Origin of the sequence: Novilysobacter erysipheiresistens, assembly GCF_036663935.1 — a bacterium.
GTDB classification, from domain to species: Bacteria; Pseudomonadota; Gammaproteobacteria; order Xanthomonadales; family Xanthomonadaceae; genus Novilysobacter; species Novilysobacter erysipheiresistens.
Genome location: NZ_JAXGFP010000006.1, coordinates 24790 through 48356 on the forward strand (window position 1 = coordinate 24790; position 23567 = coordinate 48356).

A 23567-nucleotide genomic window follows, 5' to 3' on the forward strand; every position below is an offset into this window, starting at 1 on the left:
CGATGGACATGATCGAACGGTTCGCCGGGCTGCTGGCGCTGGCGTTCCTGCGCTATCTGCCGGTGGTTGTCTTGCCGGCGTTGACACCGATGCGATGGGCGCCGCCACTGGTGCGGATCGTGTTGGCGCTGGGGCTGGCATGGCTCACGGTGCTGGCGATGCCGGCGCAGATGTACACCGCGCAAGCACCGATCAACTGGGGCATGGCAGTCTTTGGCGAACTGACCATCGGCTTGGTGTTCGGCCTCGTGGTAATGGTTCCCTACGCGGCCCTGCATGTGGCCGGTTGGGTGGTCGATGTCCAGGCGGGCCTGAGCGCGGGGATGCTGTTCAATCCCGGTGCCCAGGGAGACATGCAGTCGCTGCTCGGCGCCGGCCTGGCGCTGCTGGCCACGGTGCTGTTCTTCACCCTGGACCTGCACCTCGCGCTCTACCGCGCGCTGGTCGCCAGCACCCAGGTGTTGCCAGTCGGCCGTGGTGGCGTGGGGTTGGACCTCGATGCATTCCTCGGCCTGCTTGGCAGCAGCTTTCTGTTGGGCCTGATGGTGGTCGCGCCGGTCATGCTCGGGCTGCTGGTGGTGGACGTCGGCGTGGCGTATGCCACCCGGTCCATGCCGCAGGCCAATGTGTACTTTCTGATGCTGCCGCTGAAGATCGTCGTCGCGCTGTTGCTGATGGTGGCTACGCTGCCGTTCGTGCCGGCGCTGTTGAACCGCCTGTTCCGCGACGCGTTCTCGCGCGCGCCGGCCTTGCTGGGGCTCTGACATGTCGCAGCCGGACCAGGACAAGACCGAGCAGCCCACCCCGTACCGCTTGCAGGAGGCGCGCAAGCGGGGCGAGGTCGCCAAGAGCATGGATGTCACCGGCAGCGTGGTGATGGTGGCGTTCGCGGCGGTACTGGCGCTGACCGGCGCCGGGGTCGCGGCCGCGCTGGCGCTGGCGACCCGGCGGATGATCGGAATTTCCGGCAATGCGCCGTCGTTGAATGGTGCCTTCACCGACTGGGTGGCGCAGGTCTACGCGCCGGTCGGCCAGGCATTGATGCCGTTGGTGTTGGCACTGCTGATCGCGGCGGTGCTGGGCAACGTGGTCCAGACCGGACCGATGTTCACGACCCACCCGTTGAAGCCGGACCTCAAGCGGATGAATCCGGCGCAGGCATTCAAGCGCGTCTTCTCGATGCGGACGCTGTGGGAGCTTGGCAAGCTGCTCGCCAAGAGCCTGCTGCTGGTCGGGATCTGCGCGTTGTTCGTGTGGAAGGCGCGGGCCTTGGCCGAGTCGGTGGCGATGACGTTGCCGCAACGCCTCGGCCAGCTCGCGCTCGACGCCTTCGTGAAAGCGTCGGTCTACGTGCTGCTGGTGCTGGTGCTGGTGGCGGTCGTCGACCTGCTGTTCAGCCGCCGCGAGTTCCTGAAGCGCATGCGCATGAGCCGGCGCGAGCTACGCGACGAAATTAAGCGCAAGGACGGCGATCCGGCGGTCAAGTCCAAGCAGAAGCAGCAGATCCGCGAGTTGCTGAAGAAGACCCGGGCGCTGGCCCGGGTGCAGGACGCGGACGTGGTGCTGACAAACCCGACCCACGTCGCGGTGGCCCTGCAGTACCGGCCGGGCAAGATGCTTGCGCCGGTGGTGCTGGCCAAGGGCGCAGGCATGTTGAGTCGTCAGATTCGCACCTTGGCCGCACGTCATCGGGTGCCGATGGTCCGCGTGCCGCCCTTGGCGCGGGCGTTGTATCGCGAGTGCGAGATCGACGGTGCCATACCGGAGGCGCGTTACGCCGAGCTGGCGCCGATCTATCGCAAGTTGTGGGCAAGCCAAGAGACGATGAACGCATGAAGGCGCTGCTTGCCCATCTGTGGAGCGGCAAACGCGACCTGGCGCTGATCGCGCTGGTGATCGGCGTGCTGGTGGTCCTGTTCGTGCCGATCCCGGCACCGCTGCTGGATTTCCTGCTGGTCATCAACATCAGCATCGCGTTGCTGATCCTGCTGGTGACCTTCTTCACCGAGACGCCGCTGCAGTTCTCGACGTTCCCCACCATCCTGCTGCTGTCGACGATGCTGCGGCTGTCGCTGAACGTCTCGGCCACGCGACTGATCCTGGAGGGCGAGGACGCCGGGCGGGTGATCAACGCGATTGGCGAATTTGTCATCGGCGGCAACTACATCGTCGGCATCGTGGTGTTCCTGATCCTGGTGATCGTGCAGTACGTGGTGGTGACCAGCGGCGCCCAGCGCGTGGCCGAGGTCGCCGCGCGCTTCACCCTCGACAGCATGCCCGGCAAGCAGATGAGCATCGACGCCGACATGAACATGGGGCTGATCGACGAGCACGAAGCGCGGCACCGGCGAGCGCAGGTCGAGAAGGAGGCGAGCTTCTACGGAGCGATGGACGGCGCGACCAAGTTCGTCAAGGGCGATGCCATCGCCGGCATCATCATCATCCTGGTCAACATCGTTGGCGGACTGGCGATCGGCATCGCCCAGCTGGGCATGCCGTGGGGCGAGGCTGTCCAGCACTTCACCCTGCTGACCATTGGCGACGGCATCGTCACCCAGATCCCCTCGCTGGTGATCGCGGTCGCGACCGGCATCATCATCACCCGGGCCGCCGCCGATGCGCAGCTGGGCTCCGAGATCCCGAAGCAGGTGCTTGCCAATCCCAAGGCGCTGGTGATCGTGGGCCTGGCATTGCTGGCGATCATGCTGCTGCCGGGCTTCCCCATGTTGCCGGTGCTGGCCGTGCTGGCGCTGCTGGGCGGGTTGGTCTACATGTCCACGCGTGCATCCAAGGCACCGGACGAGGATGCAGCAGGGGACGAACCGACCGCTGGCAAGGCATCCGATGATGTCCAGCAGTGGATGCGTATCGAGCCGGTTGAAGTGCGCCTGGGCAGCACCTTGGCCAAGGTGTTCATCGGCGCCGACAACGACCTTTCACAGCGCATCTCCAACCTGCGCAAGCAGTTCGCGCAGGATCTCGGCTTCGTGCTTCCCAAGGTGCAGACCAGCCAGCGCGCGGATCTTTCGCCGTCGGCCTACGAGATCCATTTCCATGGCTGCCGGGTCGGACAGGGCGAGCTCGACACCGAGCGTGTGCTGGCCATCAATCCCGGGGGCTCGCGGCCGACGCTGGAGGGGCCGGAGACGCGGGATCCGGCCTATGGATTGCCGGCCCAGTGGATCGCCAAGGACGCCCGCCAATTTGCGCGCGGTGCCGGCTACACCCTGGTCGACCCGGATACCGTGCTGATGACGCACATGAGCGAACTGGTCAAGCGACAGGCCGCCGATCTGCTGAGCCGTTCCGATATCGAGCGAATGCTGCATCGCCTGCGCGAGCAGCACGGCTCGCTGATCGACGAACTGGTGCCGGCGGTCATGAGCTATTCCGAGATCCAGAAGGTGCTGCAGCTGCTGCTGCGCGAGCAAGTCAGCATCCGGCACCTGGAAGCCATCCTTGAAGTCCTAGTCGACGCGGGGAAAACCGTCAAGTCCGCAGAGGACCTGGCCGAGCGCGTTCGCGAGCGGCTGGGCGCGGCGATCTGCCAGGGCCTGCGCGACCCGCAAGGCGACCTGCACGTGTTGACCCTCGCGCCCGAGATGGAGCGGGCGCTGCTGGCCAACGCGCGGCCCGGGGAACACAAGGCCACCCTGTTTGGCGAGATCGCCCAGTTCGATGGCTTCATGAAGAACCTGGGCAAACAGGCCGAATCGATGATGGGCCGCAACCTGGTGCCGGTGCTGCTGTGCCCATCGCCGGTGCGGCGTCCCCTGCGGGGTTTGTTGCAACGCTCGATGCCGTACGTCGCGGTGCTTGGCCTCAACGAAATTCCACCCGCGCTCCCGGTCCGCTCGTTCGCGGCCGTCCATGCCTCCTGACCGCCTGAATGCCATGTCCGACACTTTGCTAGCCATCAGCCGCAGCCTCAGCGCGGATGTCCAGACCCTGGCGACGATCAGTCACAACGTCGCCAACATGAACACGCCCGGCTACCGGGGCACTCGCGCGATTCCGGAGTTCGGGGACCAGTTGCGCGTGCGCTCGGCCCTTGACCAGGGCGACGGCGGACTCAAGCAGACCGATCGCTCGCTTGATCTGGCATTGCGCGGCCCCGGCTTTTTCGTGGTCGAGCGCGACGGAGTGCCGCTGCTGACCCGGGCGGGCGAATTCCGCGTCGACGGCGAAGGGCTGCTGGTCACCAGTGGAGGCGACCGCGTCCTCGGGACATCCGGCCCGATCGCAATGCCGCCAGGCGAGGTGCGCATCGATACGCAGGGCGAGATCTGGAGCGGATCGCAGGCGGTCGACCGCGTGTATGTCGTGTCCGCGACCGACGCCAGCCGCCTGCGACCGATGGGCGGTGGCGCCTACGCCTACGACGGCCAACTCGAAGCCTGGTCCGGCAGCGTGATGCAGGGCGCGCTCGAGCGCTCCAACGTCGATCCGGCCGAGCAGACCGTTCGCCTGATGGAAACCACGCGCCATGCCGAGTCGGTGCAGCGCGCGATCTCCATCTATGACAAGGCGATGGGCACCGGCATCAACAGTCTCGGCGAGAACTGAGGCGGCAACAGCTTCGCAACAGGGGAACAGCATGATCGACGCACTCTACATCTCGGCCAGCGGTTTGCGTGGCGAGCAGAAACAGATCGACGTGATCTCGAACAACGTCGCCAACATGCAGACGCCGGGTTTCAAGCGCAGCCGGGTGCACTTCGTGGACGTCGCTGCGGCAACGGTTGCCGCAAGTGGGTCGCCGAATGGGACGGAGTTCGCCGGCAACGGCACCCGTGTCGACCTCACCACCACCGTGTTCGCCCAGGGCGACATGCGCATGACGCGCAACCCGTTGGACATAGCGATCGACGGCGTTGGGTTCTTCGAGTTGCAGGCCAGCGACGGAACCCTGGTCTACACCCGCGACGGCCAGTTCCGGGTGGATGACGAGGGCTACCTCAGTACCGTCCACGGCCTGCGCCTGTCGCAGGGTTTCCCGATTCCGCGCGACTCCAGCGACATCCGGGTGGATGGCAACGGCGAGGTCTCGGTGCTGCTGGCCGGGGACACCGAGCGGACCGTGCTCGGCATCATCGAGCTCGCGGCATTCGCGGCGCCGGACGTACTCAAGTCCATCGGCGACAACAGCTACGCAGCCACCGACGAGGCGGGCGCGGCGTCGTACGGGCGTGCCGGCGACCCCGGTTTTGGCCGGCTGCAGCAGGGCTACGTCGAGATGGCCAACGTCGAGATGATCGAGGAGATGTCGGCCCTGGTGATGGCGCAGCGCGCCTACCAGCTCAACGCCCGGGTGTTGCAGGCGTCCGATCAGATCCTCGAGACGATCAACAACCTGCGGCGCTGACCGGTCATGGTTCTTTCATTCCTGCTGGCTGCGACGCTGGCGACCGCGGTCGATTCACCGGAGCAGTTGCTCGCGCCGGCGCAGATCAGCTCGGCGGTGGCGAACGGCATTCGCGCGCGCCTGGCGGCAGAAGGCAGCACCGCGAAGGTCGAGGTGGTCGGGCGAATCCGGACCCAGCGCCTGCCCGTCGGCGAGGTGAAGCTGGAGCTCGGGGAGATCGGTGGACGCTGGCCGCGCGAGCGCGTCGGGATCCCGGTGCAGCTGCGGGTCGACGGCCAATCCGTGCGCTCGATGACCGTCTGGGTCGAACTGCACGATGAACGCGAGGTACCGACCTACGCCGTCTCGTATCCGGCGCATACCGCCGGCAGCGACATCCAGGTCGAGCCTGCGGTGGTGGACATGATCTGCTGCTCAGGCTTGACGGTCGCGTCGGCATCCGACCTGGAAGGGCGGCGCATCGAACGACCGGTGCGGGCCGGCACGCCGGTCATGGTGAGCGACCTTGAAGCCGTCCCCGACGTGTTGGCGCAGAGCGAGGTCGCGATCGTGGTGCGTCGCGGGCCGGTGCGGATCATGACCAGCGGTGTGGCGCTGGGCGATGGCGCGATAGGCGAGGTGATTTCCGTGCGCCCGGAGCATTCCCGGGTGGCGATCCGGTCGCGTGTGGTGGCCGATCAGAAGGTGGTGGTGGATGAATAGAACAAGAAGTTTCGTGTTGGCGTCGGGCCTGTTGCTGCTGGCGTCGGCGCTGTCACCGGCGGTCGCCCAGCAGAGCCTGATCGATCCGGCCAGCTATCGCAGCCTGGCGGCGGATCACCGTGCGTTCCGGGTGGGCGACGTGATCACCGTCTATGTGCTTGAAGCGACCCGCGCCAGCTCACAGGCGGCCACCGACGCCGCCAGCGAGTTGGACATGCAGGTCGGGCTGAGTTCGCCGTCGACGGCCTACAACGCCAGCCTCGGTCTGGCCGGCAGCAACTCCGCCGGCGCGCGGACGACGCGGGTGGGTGAGCTGCGGACGCAGATCTCGGCGCAGGTGATGGCGGTCGAGCCCGACGGCGATCTCCATATCGAGGGCGTGCAAACCCTGACCGTCAACGGCGAGCGCCAGAAGATCAGGGTCAGCGGCCTGGTCCGGCCGCAGGATATTTCCGCCGACAACACGGTGTGGTCGCATCGCATCGCCAATGCCGACCTGGAGCTGGTCGGGGTCGGGGTGGTCAGTGAATCGCAGCGACAGAGCATCTTCTATCGCCTGTTCAAATGGTTGAGGTTGCTGTGAGCGTGAAACGAACCGTCCGGGTGCTGCTGTCAATCGCGTTGCTGGCGGCGACGTCGGCGGTGTGGGCCAACGAGGTCCGGATCAAGCAGATCGCCCGGGTTGCGGGTGTACGCGAGAATCCGTTGACCGGTTATGGCCTTGTGTTCGGTCTGTCGGGCTCGGGCGACTCCATGCGCAACCGGGCGACGCTGCAGTCGGTCGCCAATACCCTGCGCAATTTTGGCGTCAATGTGACCGAGGACGAGCTGGCCAGTCGCAACGTGGCCGCCGTCATCGTCACCGCCAAACTGCCCGCGTTCGCCGAGCCCGGCCAGCTTCTCGACGTGCAGGTGTCTTCGGCGGGCGATGCGCGCAGCCTCACCGGCGGCACCCTGATGCTGACCCCGCTGTACGGACCCGATGACCGCTTGTATGCGATCGCGCAGGGCGCGATCTCGGTCGGCGGTTACCAGTTTGAAGGCCTGACCGCCTCCGTGCAGAAGAACCACCCCACCGTCGGCTGGATCCCCTCGGGCGCAACGGTCGAGCAGGGCTCGCCGCTGGGGGTTGCCGGTGACGGGCGTTCGCTCAGCATTCTTCTCAATCATCCCGATTTCACCAACGCCACTCGCGTTGCAAATGCCATCCGCGCCGGAATTCCGAACGTTGAAGTGCGCGCGGAACACGCAGGCAAGGTGACGGTGTCGTATCCGGTGCAGCCCATCAGTCTGGTGGCCGAGATCGCGCGACTGGAGAACCTGACCATCCAGCAGCAGCGCATGGCGCGCGTGGTGGTCAACGAGCGTACGGGCACCGTGGTCGCCGGCGGAGATGTGCGGCTTGGGCCGGTCAGCATTTCGCACGGTGACCTCAAGGTCGAGATCAGTACCGAGTTCGCGGTGTCGCAGCCCAATGGCGTCCTGCTCCGCCCGAGTCCGAACATCGCCTCGGTGGTGGTTCCGAGCACGAGGATAGGGGTCGAGGAAGAACAGGCACCACTGGTCAGCGTCAAGGAAGGCGCGACGGTGGCCGAGTTGATCACGGCGCTTCGCGCCATTCACCTGAGCACCCGCGATGTGATCGCGGTGCTGCAGTCGATCAAGGCCGCTGGCGCCTTGGACGGCGAATTGGTGATCCAGTAATCAAGAGGGGGAGACTGCGATGAGCAGCGAAATCACGATCGACGCGGTGCGCCTGGCGCTGGGCATGCAGGAGATGCAGGCCCGGGTGGCCAGCACCAACATCGCCAACGCCAACCGGCCGGGCGCGCAGGCGCTGCGGGTGAACTTCTCGGCGCTGCAGCAATCATTGGGCGACATCGCCAGTGGTTCCGGCAGCGGAGACATGGCCAGCGAACTGCTGGACGCCGAAGCGGCGCTCCAGTCGGCCGGTCCGATCGTCTCGGGGTTGCCAATCAATCTCGACCAGGAAGTCGGCAGCATGGTGATCGCAGGCACGCGATACCAAGCCTTGGGCGAGGCACTCAGCCGGCAATTCGGTTTGATGCGCCTGGCCATCAGCGGCAGGAGCTGATCGTGCCTATCGAATCGATCATGAGCGCCGCTCGCGAAGGCTTGAACTACGAGCGCATGCGCATGGACGCCGCCAGCCGCAACATCGCCGCGGCGAATGTTCCGGTACCCGTCGGCCAGACCGCCACCCAATGGAAAGTGGACCTGCAGGCCGGCGACTTTGGGCAACTGGTGGGCAGCGGTACGGCCGCCCACGAAACGCCGACCGGATCCCGGTCGGTGCACGACCCGGCGCACCCCATGGCCGACAGCGACGGAATGGTCCGCTACCCGGATACCGACCTGGTCCACGAGATGACCACCCTGATGACGGCCAGTCGTGGCTACGAAGCCAACGTCCGTTCGTTCAACCTGCTCCGCAACATGACGTTGCGAGCGCTGGAGATTGGAGCCAAATGATGTCGATCGAAGCAATCGGCGCCGCGTTCGCCGACCTGCCGGCTACCGGTGCAATCAAGCCGCAGGGATCGGGCGCCGACTTCCTGTCGATGATCGGCGATGGCATCGCGCGCGTCGACGAAAGCCTGAAAACGGCGGACTCCCATTTGCGAGCGCTTGCCGCGGGCGAGGACATCCCGGTGCATGAACTGATGATCTCGATGGAACGCGCGCGTACCGACCTGATGCTGATGGCCGAGGTGAGGAACCGGGTCATCGAGGGGTATCAGGAACTCACGCGCATGCAACTCTGACCCGGCACGACACCCATGAAATCTCCCAAGAACTTCTGGTCTTCGCTGACGGCTCCCTCGCGTATTGGACTCATGCTCGGCGTGGGCTTCATCGTGCTGCTGACCGTGGCGTTGCTGTGGTGGGTGTTCTCGCCGCGCGAGCAGCTGTTGTTCGGCAACCTGCGTGAAGCCGACGCTGCGGAAATCGTGCAATCGCTCAACGAGTGGAAGGTGCCGCATACCATCGTGGACGGCGGCACCGGCATCACCGTGCCCGACGACCTCGTCTACCAGACCCGCATGCGGCTGGTGTCTGCCAATGTTCCGCGTGGCGGACACGTTGGGTTCGAGTTGTTCGATGACGCCGATTTCGGAGTGACGGAGTTCGCCCAGCGGGTCAACTACCAACGGGCGCTGCAGGGCGAGATCGAGCGCACCATCGCCGCCTTGCCGGGCGTGGAGACCGCCCGGGTCCACCTGACCATCCAGCGTCCTGGCTTGTTCGTGAGCAATAGCGAAAGCTCGAAAGCCTCGGTGGCGCTCACGCTGTTGCCGGGCGGGGCGCTCGACCGCCAGCAGATCAATGGCATTCGCTCGCTTGTCGCCGCGGCGGTCGAGGGATTGGCGGTGGATGCGGTGTCGGTGCTGGGGTCGGATGGCACGTTGCTGGCCGCCCCCGGTCAAATCCGCGGCGGGCTCGGTTCGTTTGGTCGAACCGAGGAAGAGGTGCAACTGGAGAACCAGATCGAGCTGCAGGTGGTCGAGCTGCTCGGGCGCTTCTTCAGCAAGGAGGAGTTCCAGGTCTCGGTGGATGCGAGGCTCAACTTCGACACGGTGCATGAGGTGAACGAGCGCCCGGTCGCGCCGCTCAGCGGTGCGGTGATGCTGAGCAAGCGCGTGGGCCCTGCAGGTTCCGGTGAAGATGACACGGCCGGCAGCCGGGAGGAGATCAAATACGCGCACGGCACTGTCCGCCAGGAGATATCGCGCGCACCGGGGCGCATCGAAAGGTTGTCGGTGGCGGTGGTTCTGCCGCAGAGCCTGGATGAACTGAAGGTGGAACGGATCCAGTCTCTGGTAGCGGCTGCCGCCGGGATCGATCCGGATCGCGGCGACCGCCTGGAGGTCCTCAGGTTCGGGCGCGACGGCTCCCTGGATGCTTCGATCCCCCCTTCCGGACAGATGTCCACGCCGCCGATGCAGGCAGAGACGCGGATCGTTGGCGAACCCGCCGAAGTCGCGTCCAATCGCCGGAGCCGCCTGCCTTGGTTGAAATGGCTCCTGGTGGGTGCCGTCGGGTTGCTGGTGGGCGTCATCATCGCGATTGCGATCCAGCGCCGGCCACGATCGCTGGAGCCGCGGGAGCGCGAAGCCGTGCTGGCCAAGCTGCGGGGCTGGCTGGCAGAGGGGAGCCTGGAGTCGTGAGCACCCCGGGCGAACGCAAGTGCGCGTTGCTGTTGGTTTCACTGCGCAAGCGGGACCGGCGCAAACTGCTGTCGCAACTTCCGGCGGCTTCGGCACGGGCGGTGGGCGCGCTGATCCGCCAGCTGGAAGCGCTGCCCTTTCCGGTGGAAGCGCTGGCTGACGACCTGCTGGCCGACGAGGTGCGTGGGCTGACTGCACGGACCTCGCTGGAACTGGAGCAGCTGGTGGACCTGTCACGTCGGGTTCCGGCCGCCTGGTTTGCTCGCATTCTCTCGGTGTGGGCCGGCATGGACCGCAACTTCTGCCTTGCTGTGCTCGATGCGAAGGTGGGAACCGACGTACGCCGCGAGTTGGCGGTCATGCCGGAGTTGCCATCCAGGTTGGTAGAAGCGATCAAGGCCGAAGCCGTGGCGATGGCGACGGCCTCGACGACGAGGAAAGCGGCGTGATGACCCGCACACCTGGCGCGGGTGCCAAGGTCATGGGATTGGCTGCGCTGTTGGCGCAACCGAAGCCGGCCGTGATCGAAGCACCGGTCGATGCGATCGATCCGGGCGAGCAATTCGAGCAGCAGCGTTGCAGTGCCCTCCAAGCGGCGCGACATGATGGCTATGCCGAAGGCATGTCCCGTGCCGAGAAGGAGATCGAGGCCGCCGCTGAGCAGGCGCGGCAAACGATCGAGCAGGCGCAGTCCGCCGAATCCAAACGCCTGGAAACGGCCAATCGACGAATGGAGGAACTCCTGCTGGGCGTGTCGCAGGCAGCGGCAGACGCAGACGCCACTACCGCCATGTGGGTGGCGGAGATTGCTTATGCCGCGCTGATTCGATTCCTCGGTGAAAGCGGCGCAGACGGCGCTCTGCTGAAGCGGGTTTGCCGGCAGGCGCTGGAGGAATACCGGCAGCGCCCGGTCGTCTTGCGCGTACCGGTGGACGATGTGCCGGTGCTGCAAGAGCTGTCGACGGACGCATCGATATCGATCGAGGGCGATGCTCGACTCATGCCCGGGCAGTGCCGGCTGCAAACGCGGAAAGGCGATTACGACACCGGTCTGGAAGTGCGACTGGATGCCATCAAGCAGGCGTTCCTGCGCAGCGTCGAATCGGGCGGGGCGGCGGCATGAATGCGCTCACGGCCAGGTTTTCCAGTGAACTGCAAGCCGTGCCGATGGGGCAGCGCCTCGGGCGGGTCGTCTCCTTCAATGGACTCGTACTCGAAGCGCTGGGGCCGGATGCGCGGCTTGGCGAATTGTGCGAGATCGAACCACGCGATGGCGCGACCTGCGTTCTCGCAGAGGTGGTGGGCTTTCGCGAGGAACGCGTTCAGTTGATGCCGTTCGGGCATCTGGAAGGCATCTCCACCGACAGTCGCATCCGCGCGTCCGGTCGACCGGTGACGATCCCGGTGGGGCCTGCATTGCTGGGCCGCGTGGTCGACGCGTTCGGTGACCCGCTGGATGACGATGGTCCGGTCGAGTGCGCCGCCAGCTACCCGCTGTATCGCACGCCGATCAATCCGATGGCCCGCGCCCCGATCGAGGACGTCCTGGAGACCGGCGTCCGCGCCATCGACACCTTGTTGACTCTGGGCGTCGGCCAGCGCGTGGGCGTGTTTGCGGGCAGTGGTGTCGGCAAGAGCACCTTGCTCGGGATGTTGGCGCGGCAGGTCAAGGCCGACGTTACGGTGCTTGCGCTCATTGGTGAACGCGGTCGTGAAGTCGGGGAGTTCCTGACCCATTCCCTGGGGGAAGACGGTCGCAAGCGCGCGGTGGTGATTGCCGCGACCGCCGATGAGTCGGCCTTGGTGCGGGTACATGCGGCGCATGCGGCCCATGCGGTTGCCGAGTACTTCCGCGATCAGGGCCAGTCGGTCCTGCTGATGGTCGATTCGATGACGCGTTTTGCCATGGCCCAACGCGAGATCGGATTGGCAATCGGTGAGCCGCCGACCTTTCGCGGCTACACACCGTCCGTGTTCAGCCAGTTGCCGAAACTGCTGGAGCGCTGCGGGCGACTGCGCAGTGGCGGTGCGATCTCGGGCGTCTACAGCGTACTGGTCGAAGGCGATGACATGAACGAACCGGTGACCGACCACATGCGCGCGATCCTCGATGGCCACATCGTGCTGACACGGGATCTCGCCGCGCGTGGGCACCATCCGGCCATCGACGTATTGCACAGCAGCAGCCGATTGATGCACCAGGTGGCAAGCGAAGACGAGTCGGCGCTAGCCACGGCCGCCAAGCGTCATCTCGCCATCCATGAGGCGTCCCGTGACCTGATCGAACTGGGCGCGCACCAACGCGGTGCCAACCCGGCGCTGGACCGGGCCGTCGACTTGAAGCCGGCGCTGGACCGGCTCATGCAGCAGACACCCCGCGAATCGACTCCGCGTGCCGAAGCCTGTCGGCAGATGGCATCGGCAGTGGCTACCGAGGTGGTCGCATGAAACGAAACGCCACTGCCGCGATTGCAACGCTGGTCCGATGGCGGGAGTTCGAGGAGTCGCGTGCGTCGGACGTCTATCGCCAAAGGGCCGTAGAGGCCGAGAAGCGTCGGGGCATGCTCGACCAGGCGGAAACCAGCGTTGACGACGTACGGCGCTACCGCCTCGACCTGCTGCAGGCACCGCGTCTGGACATGGCTCGGCTGCATGTCGCCAGCGGGGTCGAGGCGATCGCTCGCCTGAAGGCGGACGAATGCGAAACCGAGCTGAAGACCGCGCGTGAACGCCAGGAAGCGGCCCGAGCGATCCATGTCGCTGCGCGTGCACAAACACGAGTGGCCGAGTCCCGGCGTGCGCGCGTTTCCGCATGCGAGTCCGAGCGCATCGAGAAGACCCTGTTCGACTGGATGGCTGACCTGCGGGTCAGCGGGAGGAGCAAGACATGATCGACCAGCTTCCACCACCCACCGGGCCGGTGCCGAATCGTCCGGGACCCGGCGGCCAGCAGCAGCGCGGGGCGTCGTTTGAGGAATGGCTGGCCGATTCCAGCGCTTCGGCTGGGAGCACTGGCGAAATGCCTGGTGGCGAGGTGGCCACCGGTGCCATCGGCGAGGCACCAGAGCCAACGTTGCGGATGGCGACTCTCCGGATCGAACTGCTGGTCCGTGATGCACACGGTAATACCGAGCTTGTAGCCATGCCCTGGCAGCTTGCCGCGGGCGGGCACCTGGCTCAGGAATCGATCTCCGCCGCCCAACTGCTTGGCGGCGGTGCTGTCCATGTACCTTGTGGCGTACAGGACCCGATGGTTCGAGCAGCAGGTGCTCAGCCATCCGCAGCATCCATGACGGTGCCGCCGGTCTCCTATGCCGAGGACCTGGCTACGACCACGGCATTCCTTTCGCCCGCAGGACAGTCCGTCGCGGCAGTCCATGAAGCCAGTGCGAACTCGAGCACGGCGACGTCCACTGCGGCGGTGGTCCCCCTGGCCGTCCGGCTCATGCGATGGATGGAGCAACACGGCCATGACCCCAGTCTGTGGATTCGTGACTATCGCCTGGACGAGGCCGGCGCCCGCGCGGTTGCGGATGCCATGCGGCAGCTGGCGCAGGAGCAGGGACTGCAGCTGGAGCGAATCGTAGTCAACGCCCGCGAGGTCTGGCGGGCAGCGACACCCGGCAAGGAGAACCTGGCATGCCCGTAGACGCGATCGGCAGTCCGCCTCCGCCGCAGGATGCAGCCATCACCAAGCAGCAGACGATCGACCAGGAGGACTTCATCAAGCTCTTCCTGGCGCAGTTGCAGTTCCAGGATCCACTTGAGCCGGTCGACAACCGCGAGTTTCTCGCCCAGTTGGCCCAGTTCTCGTCGCTGGAGCAGTCGCGCCAGACCAGTGAGAACACCAATGACCTGCTGGTCATGAATGCCGCGTCGCAGGCGCTTGGCCTGCTCGAGCGCCAAGTCGACGTGCAGGGGCTGGGGGCGCCGGTAACCGGCACCGTGATCGCCGTGCAGTTCACCGCCAGTGGGGCGCAACTCAGTGTGCGCAGTGCGGCCGGGGATGTCTCAACCGGCATCCGTCTTTCCCAGATTTCGCTTGTGAAGCCTTAACCCGAAGGGATACAGCCATGTTCCAAGCCTTGTTCAACAGCCTGTCGGGTCTCTTCAGCTTTTCCCGGAGCCTGAACACCGTCAGCAACAATGTGTCCAACATGAACACGCCTGGGTTCCGCGGCAGCGATTCGTTCTTCGCCAACATCAATGGTGGGCGTGGCACCCGGATCGCCGGTGAAGGTATGCGCACTGCCGCGGGCGACATCCGCCAGACCGGCAATCCCACCGATCTCGCGGTCGATGGCGAAGGCTACTTCGTCCTGCGCGATCCCGACGGCAACCTCTATTACACCCGTGCAGGCCAGTTCCGTTTCAACGAGGAAGGCATGCTGGTCGACAGCGTGAATGGCTACGAGGTCATGGGGCTGGACGAGAGCGGCAACCTCGTCTCGATCGATTTCGATGATTACCGGACGATCGCGGCGGAAGCCACGACGGCAGTCAACTTCGAAGGCAATCTGGCGCCGGGTTCGACCTCCACCACGATCAACTCGATCAGCGTGTTCGACTCCGCCGGCACCGCGCACGCGCTCTCGGCCACGTTCGTCAACAACAGCAGTGCCACCCCAGGCAGCTTCCTCGTTACGGTCAAGGACGAGACCGGGGCGACCGTCGGCAGCGGCGAGATCCGCTTTGGCACCGACGGCACGCTGCTGGCCGGCTTCAACCAGATGGGTATCACCCTGACTCAAGGCGGTGTGACCCAGGCGGTTGCCATCAACTTCGGCACCCCGGGGACATTGAGCGGAATGACCTCGTTGACGGGCATGGCGACCAACTTGTCGGCCAAGGTCGAGGACGGCCACGGGGTATTGGGGGTGACCGATCTGTCCTTCGACGAGAACGGCGTCCTGCGGTTGGTCTATTCGCAAAGCGAGAAGCGCGAGGGCCCGCAGGTAGCGTTGGCCGCGTTTCCCAACGAAAGTGCGCTGGAGCTGTCAGGAGGTCGCCTGGTCTCGGGAGCGACGGTGGACGAGCGCGAACTTGGCCGGCCCGGCGAAGGCCGCTTCGGCCGGATCTCGGGTGGAAGCCTGGAAATGTCGAACGTCGACCTCACCCAGGAGTTCGCCGACATGATCATCATCCAGCGCGGCTACCAGGCCAGCTCGCGAGTGATGACCGTGAGCAACGAGATGCTGGAACAGCTCTACAACAGCACGCGGGGCGGCTGATGGCGATCCTCCCGCTCCGTTGGCAGGGCGTCACACACAGTGAACGGGTGCGTTCGGAAATCGAGTCTCGATCCAGGGCTTGGTTGAAGGAGTGGTCTGCTTCCGACGCCGAATGTCAGGTGGCTCGACCTTCTTCGCCACCTATGCACGATGCTCCTTCCGCGACCTGGCTGCGTGCCAGCGGAAACAGCGGCGGATTGTGCGTGCGCCTGACTACCGCCACGTACGGAGAAATCGGATGTCGGTTGGTTGACCTTCCCATGAGCGAGGGCTGCGATATGGGGATCGGTATCGGACGCCGCGCGCTGACTGATCTCGCCGCACAGCTGGTGGGCGCCGGAGCGAATGTCGAAACGCTCGCTGCCGGCGAAAGTCCGACACCCGCCGCCACCGAACCCAGATGCGGGGTGGTCGAGCTGGCCTGGTCGTTGGCTGGCTGCGTCGCCGAGATCTACGTCGATGCGGCATTGTGCGATGCAATTGCGTCCAGAGCCACGGATGTCGCCGAGGCGCTGGTTCCCCGAGAAAAGGCCGTTCTTCCGGCCGATATCACGCTGGAAGCGGTGTTGGACCTGGGGTGCGTGGCGCTGGTCGACACCGTCGCGCTGAGGCCAGGCGAAGTCATCAAGACCGACATTCCCCTGGACGCACATATCGAAGTACGCGGCACGGCAGGCAAGACGATATTCACCGGTGCCCTCGTGGCAGCCGACGGACACCGGGCGCTGCAATGCGCGTCCATCACACACGGATAAAGGGGGCAGGGAAATGAAGGGGAATCTGTTGCGGGACGTAACGGCGAACGAGCCCGATGCGCCGGGTGAGGCCATAACTTCCAAGGACATCAGCTTGATAGGCCATGTGCAGGTGTCGCTGGCGGCTCAGGTCGGTACGGTGACCATGTCCATCGACCGCCTGTTCGGTCTGAAGGAAGGCGAGGTGGTAAGCATGAACGAGTTGCTGGAGGCACCGATGACGCTGATGCTCAACGGGCGCGCAGTGGCCCGCGGCGAACTGCTGGCTGTTGACGATCACTTCGGCGTGCGGATCCTGGAGCTCGCGTGATCGCAGTGGATGAGGCGACGCCGTCACACGGGACTCGGCCTGCCATGGCCACTCCAGGGACGGCCATTCCATTTCGTCCCGAGACCGAAGGCGTGACCGGTCAGCTGGTTGACGTGCTGCTGGTACTGGCACTGCTGCTCAGTGCCTGTCTAGGAGCGGTCTGGTTTGCCAAGAAGCGCGGATGGCTGGACAAGTGGATCGGCGCCGCGGCGACGGGGCGGCCATCACAGGCGTCGCTGCGTGTGGAACAAGTACTGCGTCTCAGCCCGAGAACCACGCTCTATCAGGTGAAGGACGCGGATCGCGGATACCTGATCGTGGAATCCACCGCCACAGCGCGAATCATTCCGCTAGATGCCGTGGACGACGGAGATGAGTAAGTTCCACCGCAGGAGTAAGGCCAAGGCTTTCGTGCTGGTCGCGATCGGTGCGCTCGCATTGGGTGGTTCGGCTTACGCAGCGGGCCCCGCGGATGTGGTCGGCAGCGTGCTCAAGCAGGATTACTCGCCGGCGCTTCGAAACTTCGTCGTGCTGTCGCTGCTGTCGCTGTTGCCGGTACTGCTGATCGGGATGACTGCCTTCACCCGCATCGTGATCGTGTTGTCGCTGCTTCGCCATGCCTTGGGCCTGCCGCAGACTCCACCCAACAGCGTCATCATCACGTTGGCGATCGCCCTGACCTATTTCGCGATGGCGCCGGTGATCCATAGCGTGAACGAGCTCGCGCTGAGCCCGTACTTGGCCGAGGAAATCAGCTCCTCGGAGGCGTTGGAGCGTGGGGCTGGGCCGATGCGACGATTCATGGTCGGCCAGACGCGGGAGTCGGATCTTCTGGCAGTCATGGAGATGGCCAATGCACCGCCGCCGAAGAGTGTTGATGACATTGCATTCAGTCACCTGTTGCCGGCATTCCTGCTCAGCGAACTCAAGACGGCATTCCAGATCGGATTTGTGATCTTTCTGCCATTTTTGCTCCTTGACCTGGTGGTCGGCGCGGTGCTGATGGCCTTGGGAATGATCATGGTGCCGCCGGCAACCGTCAGTCTGCCACTCAAGATCCTGCTGTTCGTCCTGATCGACGGGTGGGTGCTGGTGTCTAGGGCGTTGCTGAGCAGCTACTGGGCCTAGCGCCATGATCGCGTCGGTGGCGATGGAGGCTGAGTTGTGGTGTCGATACTCCCGCGATCGCGACACCGACGCGTGGAACCAGCTTGCAACCCTCTATGGGCCATGGGCTGCCTCCGTGGCGCGAAGTGTCCATCGCCGGGTTTGGGCGTATCCGGTCGACCTTGAGGACTTTGTCCAAAATGCGAGGGTGGGATTGCTGGAGGCCATGTCGCGCTATGACCCGGACCGTGGCATCGCTTTTCAGGCATATGCAAAGCCACGGATTCGCGGTGCTGTGTTCAATGGATTAAAGGCGGTGCTTGGAGACCGGCCGACGCCTCGGGACGAGGCCCGACTGAAGGCGCGACTGCATAGCCTGCAGCGTAGTCATGATGGCGAATCGGATGCATTCGATACCGTAGTGAACACTATTGCAGAGCTGGGGCTTGGACTCCTGTTGGACGAAGTGGTCCAGAGTCAAGCTGCTTCAGGCACCGGTGAAGGGTATGCCTATGCCCGTGCCAGCGAGGTCGAAGCCCGCTTGGCGGCGGCGGTAGAGCGCTTGCCCCAACGCTTGGCGCTCATAATCCGGGCTCACTACTATGAGCATCTCCAGTTTCAAGAGCTTGCTGCGACCTTGGGGGTCACGAAGGGTAGGGTTTCACAACTCCACAGGGCGGGGTTGGAGCGTTTGCGTATGCTGGTGCAAGATCTGCCCTAATCTTATGGTTGCAGTCAGGTTCTGGTCCTAACCGTGCCTGGAGGCGGACAGTCTCACGAAACGGACTTGGGATTCAGCGGGGTCTGCCGCCCGGGGAACGAGGGCCGGTTCGTTTTTCCTCGAGGAAGTGCTGGTCAGGAGTCGTCGATTCTACCGACCTCAGCCGGGTATCGCATAAGCCGCAGCAGATTCACCGATTCAGCGCATCCATCGAACCGACTTCAATGACCATTGTGAAGTGAGTGGTCCACTCGCGACCCAACGATCATGCGGGTGCTGCTCTCCGACGACATATGCCGAAATCGGGCGCCGGCGCCCTCGCCGGGATTCCGCCGGGCCTCGCGCTGGAGTTGTGCGCGTGATTCCGACTGCCCGTGGATGCTACGCCGCCGCCTCCCGCAACTGCCCGAGGTCGGTGCCAAGTAGTACGGCGTCGTCTCTACGCTTGCGTGCCCCAGCACGTAGGCCAGCGCCATTAAATTGCAGCCGTTGCGGTGCAGCTCGGTAGCGACGGCCGTGCGCAGCAGGTGAGGGTAGTGGAGTGGCCCTGCCACGGCCGCGCGACCGCGTACTTTCCAACCGGGTGAACCCGCACGACAGCCCCAGCGCCCGCTGGGCGTAGCGATTCACGATCACCCAGATGGAACGTCCGTCGCGCAGTGGCCGGCCCTGCGTGAGGAACAGCGCGGACTTCTTCACGGGTCTCAGCGCGGCCGCTGGTTGACGTACGCGCCCACCAGCCCTAACCATCCGGTCGCCGAACGGCACCAGCCGGTACTTGCCGTCTTTGCCGTGGACCACCAGCAGGCCGTCGGGCCGGATGTTCCCCAGTTCCCATTCTGGCCACTTCGCTGGCCCTGAGTCCGGTACAACGTGACCATGATCACGTGGTCGCGCAGGCCGACGAACGTCTTCAGATCCGGCGCCGCCATCGGTGCCGCGGCAACTGCACCGGCTTCCAGCTCTCGGGCGCGGCCAGCTCCATCCAGCCATGCCAGGCCCGCAGCGCGCTCAGCTCGATGTTGATCGACGCCTGGCACACCGAGGCCCGCCGCGTGGCGATGTAGCGCCGGGCGGCATCCTAAGTGAGCTCGTATGACCCAGACACCTTCGCGTACCGCCTGACCGCCGCGACGGTAAGGGCGCTCGGTCGCCGGCGAGCGGCCCATGGCCCGTAGGAACACCCGGAACCGATCCACCAGCACCGACGATTCAACATAACCACGTATTAGCGTCACAACGGAAATTCCAGCCTTCAACTAAGGACCGGTGATCCGCTGCTACAGCAGGGCTATACGAGCTACCGCTAGAGTAAGATCGGAAATATTACATAATATTCATTATGCGAAATTACAGACAACCAACCAAGCACTCACACAAGCCATCCCCCCGGTCTTTTCATCCCCTCAAAACAAGAGTTGGTGCACCGTAGGCCCTGCCATGACCCGTGCAACCCAGATCGGCATCTCCGCTCTCGTGACCGGCACCGTCGCAAGTATCGTGTCGGCAGCGGTGTTGGCGCTGCTCGCCAAGACTGACGGTAAAGGTGCCCTGCAACCCGTCAACGCGACCAGCCACTGGCTGCACGGCCCTGATGCGGCCGCGCACCGGGAATTCGATGCGTCGCACACATTGGTCGGCTACACGACGCACCACGCGTCGGCCGTGTTCTGGGCGGTGCCGTTCGAAGCCTGGCTGGCAGCCCGTCCGCCGCGTTCTGCGGGGACGCTCCTGCGGGACGCCTGCGCAATGTCGGCGATTGCCGCAGCGGTCGACTACGGCCTCACGCCCAAGCGGTTCACACCGGGCTGGGAACTCGTGCTTTCCAGAAGGTCCCTCGTCGCAACGTATGGCGCCCTGGCGCTCGGCCTCGCTGCAGGTTCAATGCTTGCGCGGGCGTGGGTGAGTCCGCAGCCATGAATACCGTCGGCTACAAACGCTGGGCGATCGCCGAGGGCTACATCCCCGGCCAGAGCCACGGGCCGGAACCCGAACTGGAAAGCCACGAGACCTGCTGCATTCTCAACGCCGGCGACAGCCAGGCACGGATCGCCATCACGATCTATTTCGAGGATCGCGAACCGGTCGGGCCCTACACGGCGGTGGTGGACGCCCGACGGACCCTGCACCTGCGGTTCAATTCGCCTGCGAGTAGCCCGTGGCGGACACTTGGCGCAACTGGTCGGGAAGTGTGGCCTCGCCCTGCTCAACTACGGCGACGTCGCCACCCCGACCATCGGCGGCGCGATCGGCAGCAACAGAACCTGTCGCAAATGATGGTGAGCGCGCGGATAGTGCTCGCCGATGGCGGGTAACGCAGCTTCGATTTCTAGTTTCTACGGGTACCCGCGACGCGACGACATCAAGTTGCGGCTGGTGAACGCGGTCGGTGGAGGAACCCGGCGCCTGCCCTACGCGCGCGAGGTGACGCACCAGGAAGGCTACGGCCACAAGATCATCCCGGCCCACAGCGGCATTCCGCACCGCTTCGAGGAGTGCGAGTACGCCTGCCCGCCGCCGCCGGCCCGGCCTGCTTCCGCGAGGTTCGGCAGCGCATCATCCGGTGCTGGCGCCATGATGTCGCGGTGGTCGTGCAATGCGCGACAGGACACCGGGCGGCTGCTCGGTGCCGGGGCGATGACCATCGCGTGGCCGCAGCGCGGTCGGGCCTGACTCTGCTGACGCGAAACATGTCGAGGGCCCCATGACGCGGCCCTCGACCAGCGCGATGTCAATGCGCGGTGGTACCGCCGGACTCGTCGGTCTTGCCCGGGAAGCTGCCGGTGGAGCTCCCCTGCATGGAGCCGGAACCCGACTGCACCTTGATCCGGTTGTCGACGTTGCGCACGCCGGAACACCCGTCCGCGAGATCCTCGGCGCGGTGTTTCATCCAGCGCTGCGGCACGCTTCCCTGCAAGGTCGCGGTGCCCTGCACCACCTTGACGTCCAGCTCGCTGGCATCGATGTCGGGATCCTGGGTCAACCGCTCGCACAGGTCCTCGGTCAGGCGCTCGTCGGAACGGGTGTAGTTCTTCGGGCCTACACCGCGATACCCCATGCTGCTGTATCCGGTGCGGCCGTAACCCATGCCGCCTCGACCCGTCCCGGCATGGCTCTGCTGGGTGTCGGCGGGTGATACGAACGATGTCCCGCGATAGCCGCCGTCGTCGCTGTAGCGGTCGTTGTCGGGATTGCCGTAGCCGGAGCTGCGGCCGTAACCCTCGCCCGCCTGGCGACCGGTGTCGCCACCGTAACCCTGCGACTCGTCGCGATACCCGCCGTAGCCCTGGTAGCTGCCCTGCCCACGCATGCTGTCCTGCCGCGATTGGCCGTAGCGCGACGACTCGGCGCGCTGCCAGCCGCTACCCCAATCGGATTGGCCGCGGGATCCCTCGTCGTGGCCGCGCTCGAACGAACGTCCGTATTCGCGTTCCAGTCCGCCCTGCCCGTACGCCTGTGCGCGACCGTAGTCCTGTCCCGCGTACTCTTCGGCCGAGTACTGGCGGCCGGCCTGGTGGCTGGCTTGACCTGCCTGCTGCCACGGCTGGCGTTGGCCGTAGTCGTCCTGCTGGTAGCGCCCCTGCTGATAGGCGGATTGCCGGTAGCCCGACTGCGAGCCCTGCTGGCGATCGCGCGATTGCGTGCCCTGGGTCCGTGACTGCGGGCTGGTCGAACGATTGGCATCCTGGTTCTGGTTGTCGGTGCGGTACTCGTCATTGCGATCGATCATGTCGTTTCTCCTGTCGCTAAGCCACGCGCGACCCGCTTGCACGCATCGCGCACCCATCTGCAGGACGTCTTGCGCCACTGCCTTCAGATCGTTTCCCACGTCGTTGTTGTTTCGCATCGCTGGTCCTCCTCCTGCTTCGTTTGTCGGTCCAAATGGAGAGGCACAATCCGCATGCCAATGCCGGCTCAAGGCGTCAGTACCACCTTGCGACAATCCTCCTGTTTCTCCTCGAATATCTCGTAGCCGCGCGGCGCATCCGCCAGCTTCATGCGGTGGCTGATGATCGCGTCCGGAACGAGCCGTCCGTCCTCGATGAACTGCAGCAACTCGACCATGTAACGCTGGACGTGGGTCTGGCCCATCCGGAACGTCAGCCCCTTGTCGAACGCATCGCCGAACATGAAGGCGTGGATGAAGCCGGCATACACGCCGGCAACGCTGACCATGCCGCCGCGGCGGGTCGCGGCGATGCACTGTCGCAGGGCCTTGCCGCTGCTGCCCTCGAGCTTCGCCGCGGTCAGTACGGTCTCGGTAACGCTGCCCTTGGCCTCGAAGCCGACGGCTTCTATGGACGCGTCGACGCCGCGATACCCGGTGCGCTCGATAATGAGTTCGGCGGGGTCGTCGCACTCCTCGAAGTTGATCTCTTCCACCCCGTACGCCTGCACCGCAAAGTCCAGTCGGTAGCGGTACTGGTCGACCATCAATATCCGCTCCGCGCCGAGCATCCGGCAGCACGCGGCGGCCATCATGCCGACCGGGCCGGCGCCGAAAATCGCAACGGTCGACCCTTCGCCGACTTCCGCATTGAGTGCCGCCTGGTAGCCGGTCGGGAGGATGTCGGACAGGAACAGCACCTGCTCGTCCCCCAGGCTGCCCGGCACCACCAGCGGCCCCACGTTGGCCTTCGGCACGCGCACCAGTTCCGCCTGTCCGCCCGGCACGCCGCCATACAGGCCGCTGTAACCGAACAGCGCGGCCGGCGGGGTGATGGCCTTGCGGTTGAGGATCGCGCCGCGCCCGTCGTTGGTGGTCTCGCAACAGGCGTACTGCTGCAGCCGGCAGAAGAAGCATTCGCCGCAGGAGATGGTGAAAGGAACGACCACCCGGTCGCCCTTGCGAATGTCGCGGACCCCTGCCCCAACCTCTTCCACCACGCCCATGAACTCGTGCCCGAGGACGTCGCCGTCATCCACCATCGGGATCTTGCCGCGGTAGATGTGCAAGTCCGAACCGCAGATGGCGGTGGCGGTAACGCGCAACACGATGTCGTCGGGTTGCTCGATGACGGGATCGGGCACGGTGTCGATCCGCAGGTCCTTAGCGCCGTGATAGGTCAAGGCTCGCATGGGGGCTCCCGGTGTCCGTGGCAGAGGACACATCCGAAGGTGTTGCCCCCGATTAGGCCTGTGCCGCCGTTATCCGGACATGACCGGCGCGCGATTTTCACGTCGCT

The 23567-nt window shown here is 65.2% G+C and carries 31 protein-coding genes; 28 read left to right on the forward strand and 3 right to left on the reverse strand.

Annotated elements, in window-relative coordinates; all coding sequences use genetic code 11:
* Nucleotides 1-2 precede the first annotated feature (2 nt).
* From SNE34_RS11540 to SNE34_RS11655, 24 genes are all read left to right on the forward strand, one after another.
* The gene (locus SNE34_RS11540; RefSeq protein WP_332617358.1) at nucleotides 3-764 is read left to right on the forward strand and encodes a flagellar biosynthetic protein FliR; all 762 of its coding nucleotides are present in this window, start codon (nucleotides 3-5) and stop codon (nucleotides 762-764) included.
* A gap of 1 nt (nucleotide 765) precedes the next feature.
* Nucleotides 766-1836, forward strand: coding sequence for an EscU/YscU/HrcU family type III secretion system export apparatus switch protein (locus SNE34_RS11545; protein WP_332617360.1), 1071 nt, complete (start codon nucleotides 766-768; stop codon nucleotides 1834-1836).
* Entirely contained in the window at nucleotides 1833-3881 is a 2049-nt protein-coding gene (locus SNE34_RS11550; protein ID WP_332617362.1) for a flagellar biosynthesis protein FlhA, read from the forward strand. The genes SNE34_RS11545 and SNE34_RS11550 overlap by 4 nt, the downstream gene beginning before the upstream one ends.
* A 13-nt stretch (nucleotides 3882-3894) precedes the next feature.
* Complete coding sequence (locus SNE34_RS11555; RefSeq protein ID WP_332617364.1) at nucleotides 3895-4566, forward strand: flagellar hook-basal body protein; 672 nt, start codon at nucleotides 3895-3897, stop codon at nucleotides 4564-4566.
* Nucleotides 4567-4597: 31 nt separating this feature from the next.
* Nucleotides 4598-5365, forward strand: a complete 768-nt coding sequence (locus SNE34_RS11560; protein ID WP_332617367.1) for a flagellar hook-basal body protein — start codon at nucleotides 4598-4600, stop codon at nucleotides 5363-5365.
* Between the two features lie 66 nt (nucleotides 5366-5431).
* Nucleotides 5432-6067, forward strand: a complete 636-nt coding sequence (gene flgA / locus SNE34_RS11565) for a flagellar basal body P-ring formation chaperone FlgA (RefSeq protein ID WP_332617369.1) — start codon at nucleotides 5432-5434, stop codon at nucleotides 6065-6067.
* Nucleotides 6060-6650 carry a flagellar basal body L-ring protein FlgH gene (locus SNE34_RS11570; protein WP_332617372.1) on the forward strand — a complete coding sequence of 197 codons (591 nt, stop codon included), beginning with the start codon at nucleotides 6060-6062 and terminating at the stop codon, nucleotides 6648-6650. The genes flgA and SNE34_RS11570 overlap by 8 nt, the downstream gene beginning before the upstream one ends.
* Nucleotides 6651-6652: 2 nt before the next feature.
* Nucleotides 6653-7771, forward strand: coding sequence for a flagellar basal body P-ring protein FlgI (locus SNE34_RS11575; protein ID WP_332617375.1), 1119 nt, complete (start codon nucleotides 6653-6655; stop codon nucleotides 7769-7771).
* Between the two features lie 19 nt (nucleotides 7772-7790).
* The gene (locus SNE34_RS11580; protein WP_332617377.1) at nucleotides 7791-8162 is read left to right on the forward strand and encodes a flagellar basal body rod protein FlgB; all 372 of its coding nucleotides are present in this window, start codon (nucleotides 7791-7793) and stop codon (nucleotides 8160-8162) included.
* Between the two features lie 20 nt (nucleotides 8163-8182).
* Nucleotides 8183-8560, forward strand: coding sequence for a flagellar basal body rod protein FlgC (locus tag SNE34_RS11585; RefSeq protein ID WP_332617379.1), 378 nt, complete (start codon nucleotides 8183-8185; stop codon nucleotides 8558-8560).
* Complete coding sequence (fliE, locus tag SNE34_RS11590; protein WP_332617382.1) at nucleotides 8557-8853, forward strand: flagellar hook-basal body complex protein FliE; 297 nt, start codon at nucleotides 8557-8559, stop codon at nucleotides 8851-8853. Before SNE34_RS11585 ends, fliE begins: the two co-directional genes overlap by 4 nt.
* A 15-nt stretch (nucleotides 8854-8868) precedes the next feature.
* Nucleotides 8869-10257: a flagellar basal-body MS-ring/collar protein FliF gene (gene fliF, locus SNE34_RS11595; RefSeq protein ID WP_332617384.1), complete on the forward strand. Its 1389-nt coding sequence runs from the start codon at nucleotides 8869-8871 to the stop codon at nucleotides 10255-10257.
* Nucleotides 10254-10706 carry a hypothetical protein gene (locus SNE34_RS11600; protein ID WP_332617386.1) on the forward strand — a complete coding sequence of 151 codons (453 nt, stop codon included), beginning with the start codon at nucleotides 10254-10256 and terminating at the stop codon, nucleotides 10704-10706. The genes fliF and SNE34_RS11600 overlap by 4 nt, the downstream gene beginning before the upstream one ends.
* Nucleotides 10706-11380, forward strand: coding sequence for a FliH/SctL family protein (locus tag SNE34_RS11605; RefSeq protein ID WP_332617388.1), 675 nt, complete (start codon nucleotides 10706-10708; stop codon nucleotides 11378-11380). The genes SNE34_RS11600 and SNE34_RS11605 overlap by 1 nt, the downstream gene beginning before the upstream one ends.
* Nucleotides 11377-12705: a FliI/YscN family ATPase gene (locus SNE34_RS11610; RefSeq protein ID WP_332617390.1), complete on the forward strand. Its 1329-nt coding sequence runs from the start codon at nucleotides 11377-11379 to the stop codon at nucleotides 12703-12705. The genes SNE34_RS11605 and SNE34_RS11610 overlap by 4 nt, the downstream gene beginning before the upstream one ends.
* Nucleotides 12702-13148 carry a hypothetical protein gene (locus SNE34_RS11615; protein ID WP_332617392.1) on the forward strand — a complete coding sequence of 149 codons (447 nt, stop codon included), beginning with the start codon at nucleotides 12702-12704 and terminating at the stop codon, nucleotides 13146-13148. The genes SNE34_RS11610 and SNE34_RS11615 overlap by 4 nt, the downstream gene beginning before the upstream one ends.
* The gene (locus SNE34_RS11620) at nucleotides 13145-13906 is read left to right on the forward strand and encodes a hypothetical protein (protein ID WP_332617393.1); all 762 of its coding nucleotides are present in this window, start codon (nucleotides 13145-13147) and stop codon (nucleotides 13904-13906) included. Before SNE34_RS11615 ends, SNE34_RS11620 begins: the two co-directional genes overlap by 4 nt.
* On the forward strand, nucleotides 13897-14313 hold the full coding sequence (locus SNE34_RS11625; protein ID WP_332617395.1) for a flagellar hook assembly protein FlgD: 417 nt from the start codon (nucleotides 13897-13899) through the stop codon (nucleotides 14311-14313). Before SNE34_RS11620 ends, SNE34_RS11625 begins: the two co-directional genes overlap by 10 nt.
* Before the next feature lie 29 nt (nucleotides 14314-14342).
* On the forward strand, nucleotides 14343-15488 hold the full coding sequence (flgF, locus tag SNE34_RS11630) for a flagellar basal-body rod protein FlgF (protein WP_332617397.1): 1146 nt from the start codon (nucleotides 14343-14345) through the stop codon (nucleotides 15486-15488).
* Between the two features lie 260 nt (nucleotides 15489-15748).
* Complete coding sequence (locus SNE34_RS11635) at nucleotides 15749-16243, forward strand: FliM/FliN family flagellar motor C-terminal domain-containing protein (protein WP_332617399.1); 495 nt, start codon at nucleotides 15749-15751, stop codon at nucleotides 16241-16243.
* Between the two features lie 13 nt (nucleotides 16244-16256).
* On the forward strand, nucleotides 16257-16553 hold the full coding sequence (locus SNE34_RS11640; RefSeq protein ID WP_332617401.1) for a FliM/FliN family flagellar motor switch protein: 297 nt from the start codon (nucleotides 16257-16259) through the stop codon (nucleotides 16551-16553).
* A gap of 44 nt (nucleotides 16554-16597) precedes the next feature.
* Nucleotides 16598-16933 carry a hypothetical protein gene (locus SNE34_RS11645; RefSeq protein ID WP_332617403.1) on the forward strand — a complete coding sequence of 112 codons (336 nt, stop codon included), beginning with the start codon at nucleotides 16598-16600 and terminating at the stop codon, nucleotides 16931-16933.
* Nucleotides 16926-17681 (forward strand): flagellar type III secretion system pore protein FliP, encoded by a 756-nt coding sequence (gene fliP, locus SNE34_RS11650; RefSeq protein ID WP_332617405.1) that lies wholly within the window; start codon nucleotides 16926-16928, stop codon nucleotides 17679-17681. Before SNE34_RS11645 ends, fliP begins: the two co-directional genes overlap by 8 nt.
* A 4-nt stretch (nucleotides 17682-17685) precedes the next feature.
* Nucleotides 17686-18381, forward strand: a complete 696-nt coding sequence (locus SNE34_RS11655; RefSeq protein ID WP_332617407.1) for a sigma-70 family RNA polymerase sigma factor — start codon at nucleotides 17686-17688, stop codon at nucleotides 18379-18381.
* A gap of 221 nt (nucleotides 18382-18602) precedes the next feature.
* On the opposite strand, the gene SNE34_RS14835 is transcribed toward SNE34_RS11655, so the two are convergent.
* Nucleotides 18603-18935 (reverse strand): tyrosine-type recombinase/integrase, encoded by a 333-nt coding sequence (locus SNE34_RS14835; protein ID WP_425604523.1) that lies wholly within the window; start codon nucleotides 18933-18935, stop codon nucleotides 18603-18605.
* A 333-nt stretch (nucleotides 18936-19268) separates the two neighbouring features.
* Here SNE34_RS14835 and SNE34_RS11660 point away from each other — a divergent pair, with 333 nt between their 5' ends.
* From SNE34_RS11660 to SNE34_RS11675, 4 genes are all read left to right on the forward strand, one after another.
* Entirely contained in the window at nucleotides 19269-19448 is a 180-nt protein-coding gene (locus tag SNE34_RS11660; protein WP_332617409.1) for a hypothetical protein, read from the forward strand.
* Nucleotides 19449-19821: 373 nt separating this feature from the next.
* The gene (locus tag SNE34_RS11665; RefSeq protein WP_332617412.1) at nucleotides 19822-20301 is read left to right on the forward strand and encodes a hypothetical protein; all 480 of its coding nucleotides are present in this window, start codon (nucleotides 19822-19824) and stop codon (nucleotides 20299-20301) included.
* Nucleotides 20298-20696 (forward strand): sensory rhodopsin transducer, encoded by a 399-nt coding sequence (locus tag SNE34_RS11670; protein ID WP_332617413.1) that lies wholly within the window; start codon nucleotides 20298-20300, stop codon nucleotides 20694-20696. The genes SNE34_RS11665 and SNE34_RS11670 overlap by 4 nt, the downstream gene beginning before the upstream one ends.
* Nucleotides 20686-21054, forward strand: coding sequence for a hypothetical protein (locus SNE34_RS11675; protein WP_332617415.1), 369 nt, complete (start codon nucleotides 20686-20688; stop codon nucleotides 21052-21054). Before SNE34_RS11670 ends, SNE34_RS11675 begins: the two co-directional genes overlap by 11 nt.
* 58 nt (nucleotides 21055-21112) lie before the next feature.
* Here the strand turns inward: SNE34_RS11675 and SNE34_RS11680 are convergent, their stop codons facing one another.
* Together SNE34_RS11680 and SNE34_RS11685 are read right to left on the reverse strand one after the other, a co-directional pair.
* A complete protein-coding gene (locus SNE34_RS11680; protein ID WP_332617417.1) occupies nucleotides 21113-22111 on the reverse strand; it encodes a BON domain-containing protein in 999 nt (332 codons plus the stop codon).
* A 185-nt stretch (nucleotides 22112-22296) separates the two neighbouring features.
* Nucleotides 22297-23460 (reverse strand): zinc-dependent alcohol dehydrogenase, encoded by a 1164-nt coding sequence (locus tag SNE34_RS11685; protein WP_332617420.1) that lies wholly within the window; start codon nucleotides 23458-23460, stop codon nucleotides 22297-22299.
* Between the last annotated feature and the right edge of the window lie 107 nt (nucleotides 23461-23567).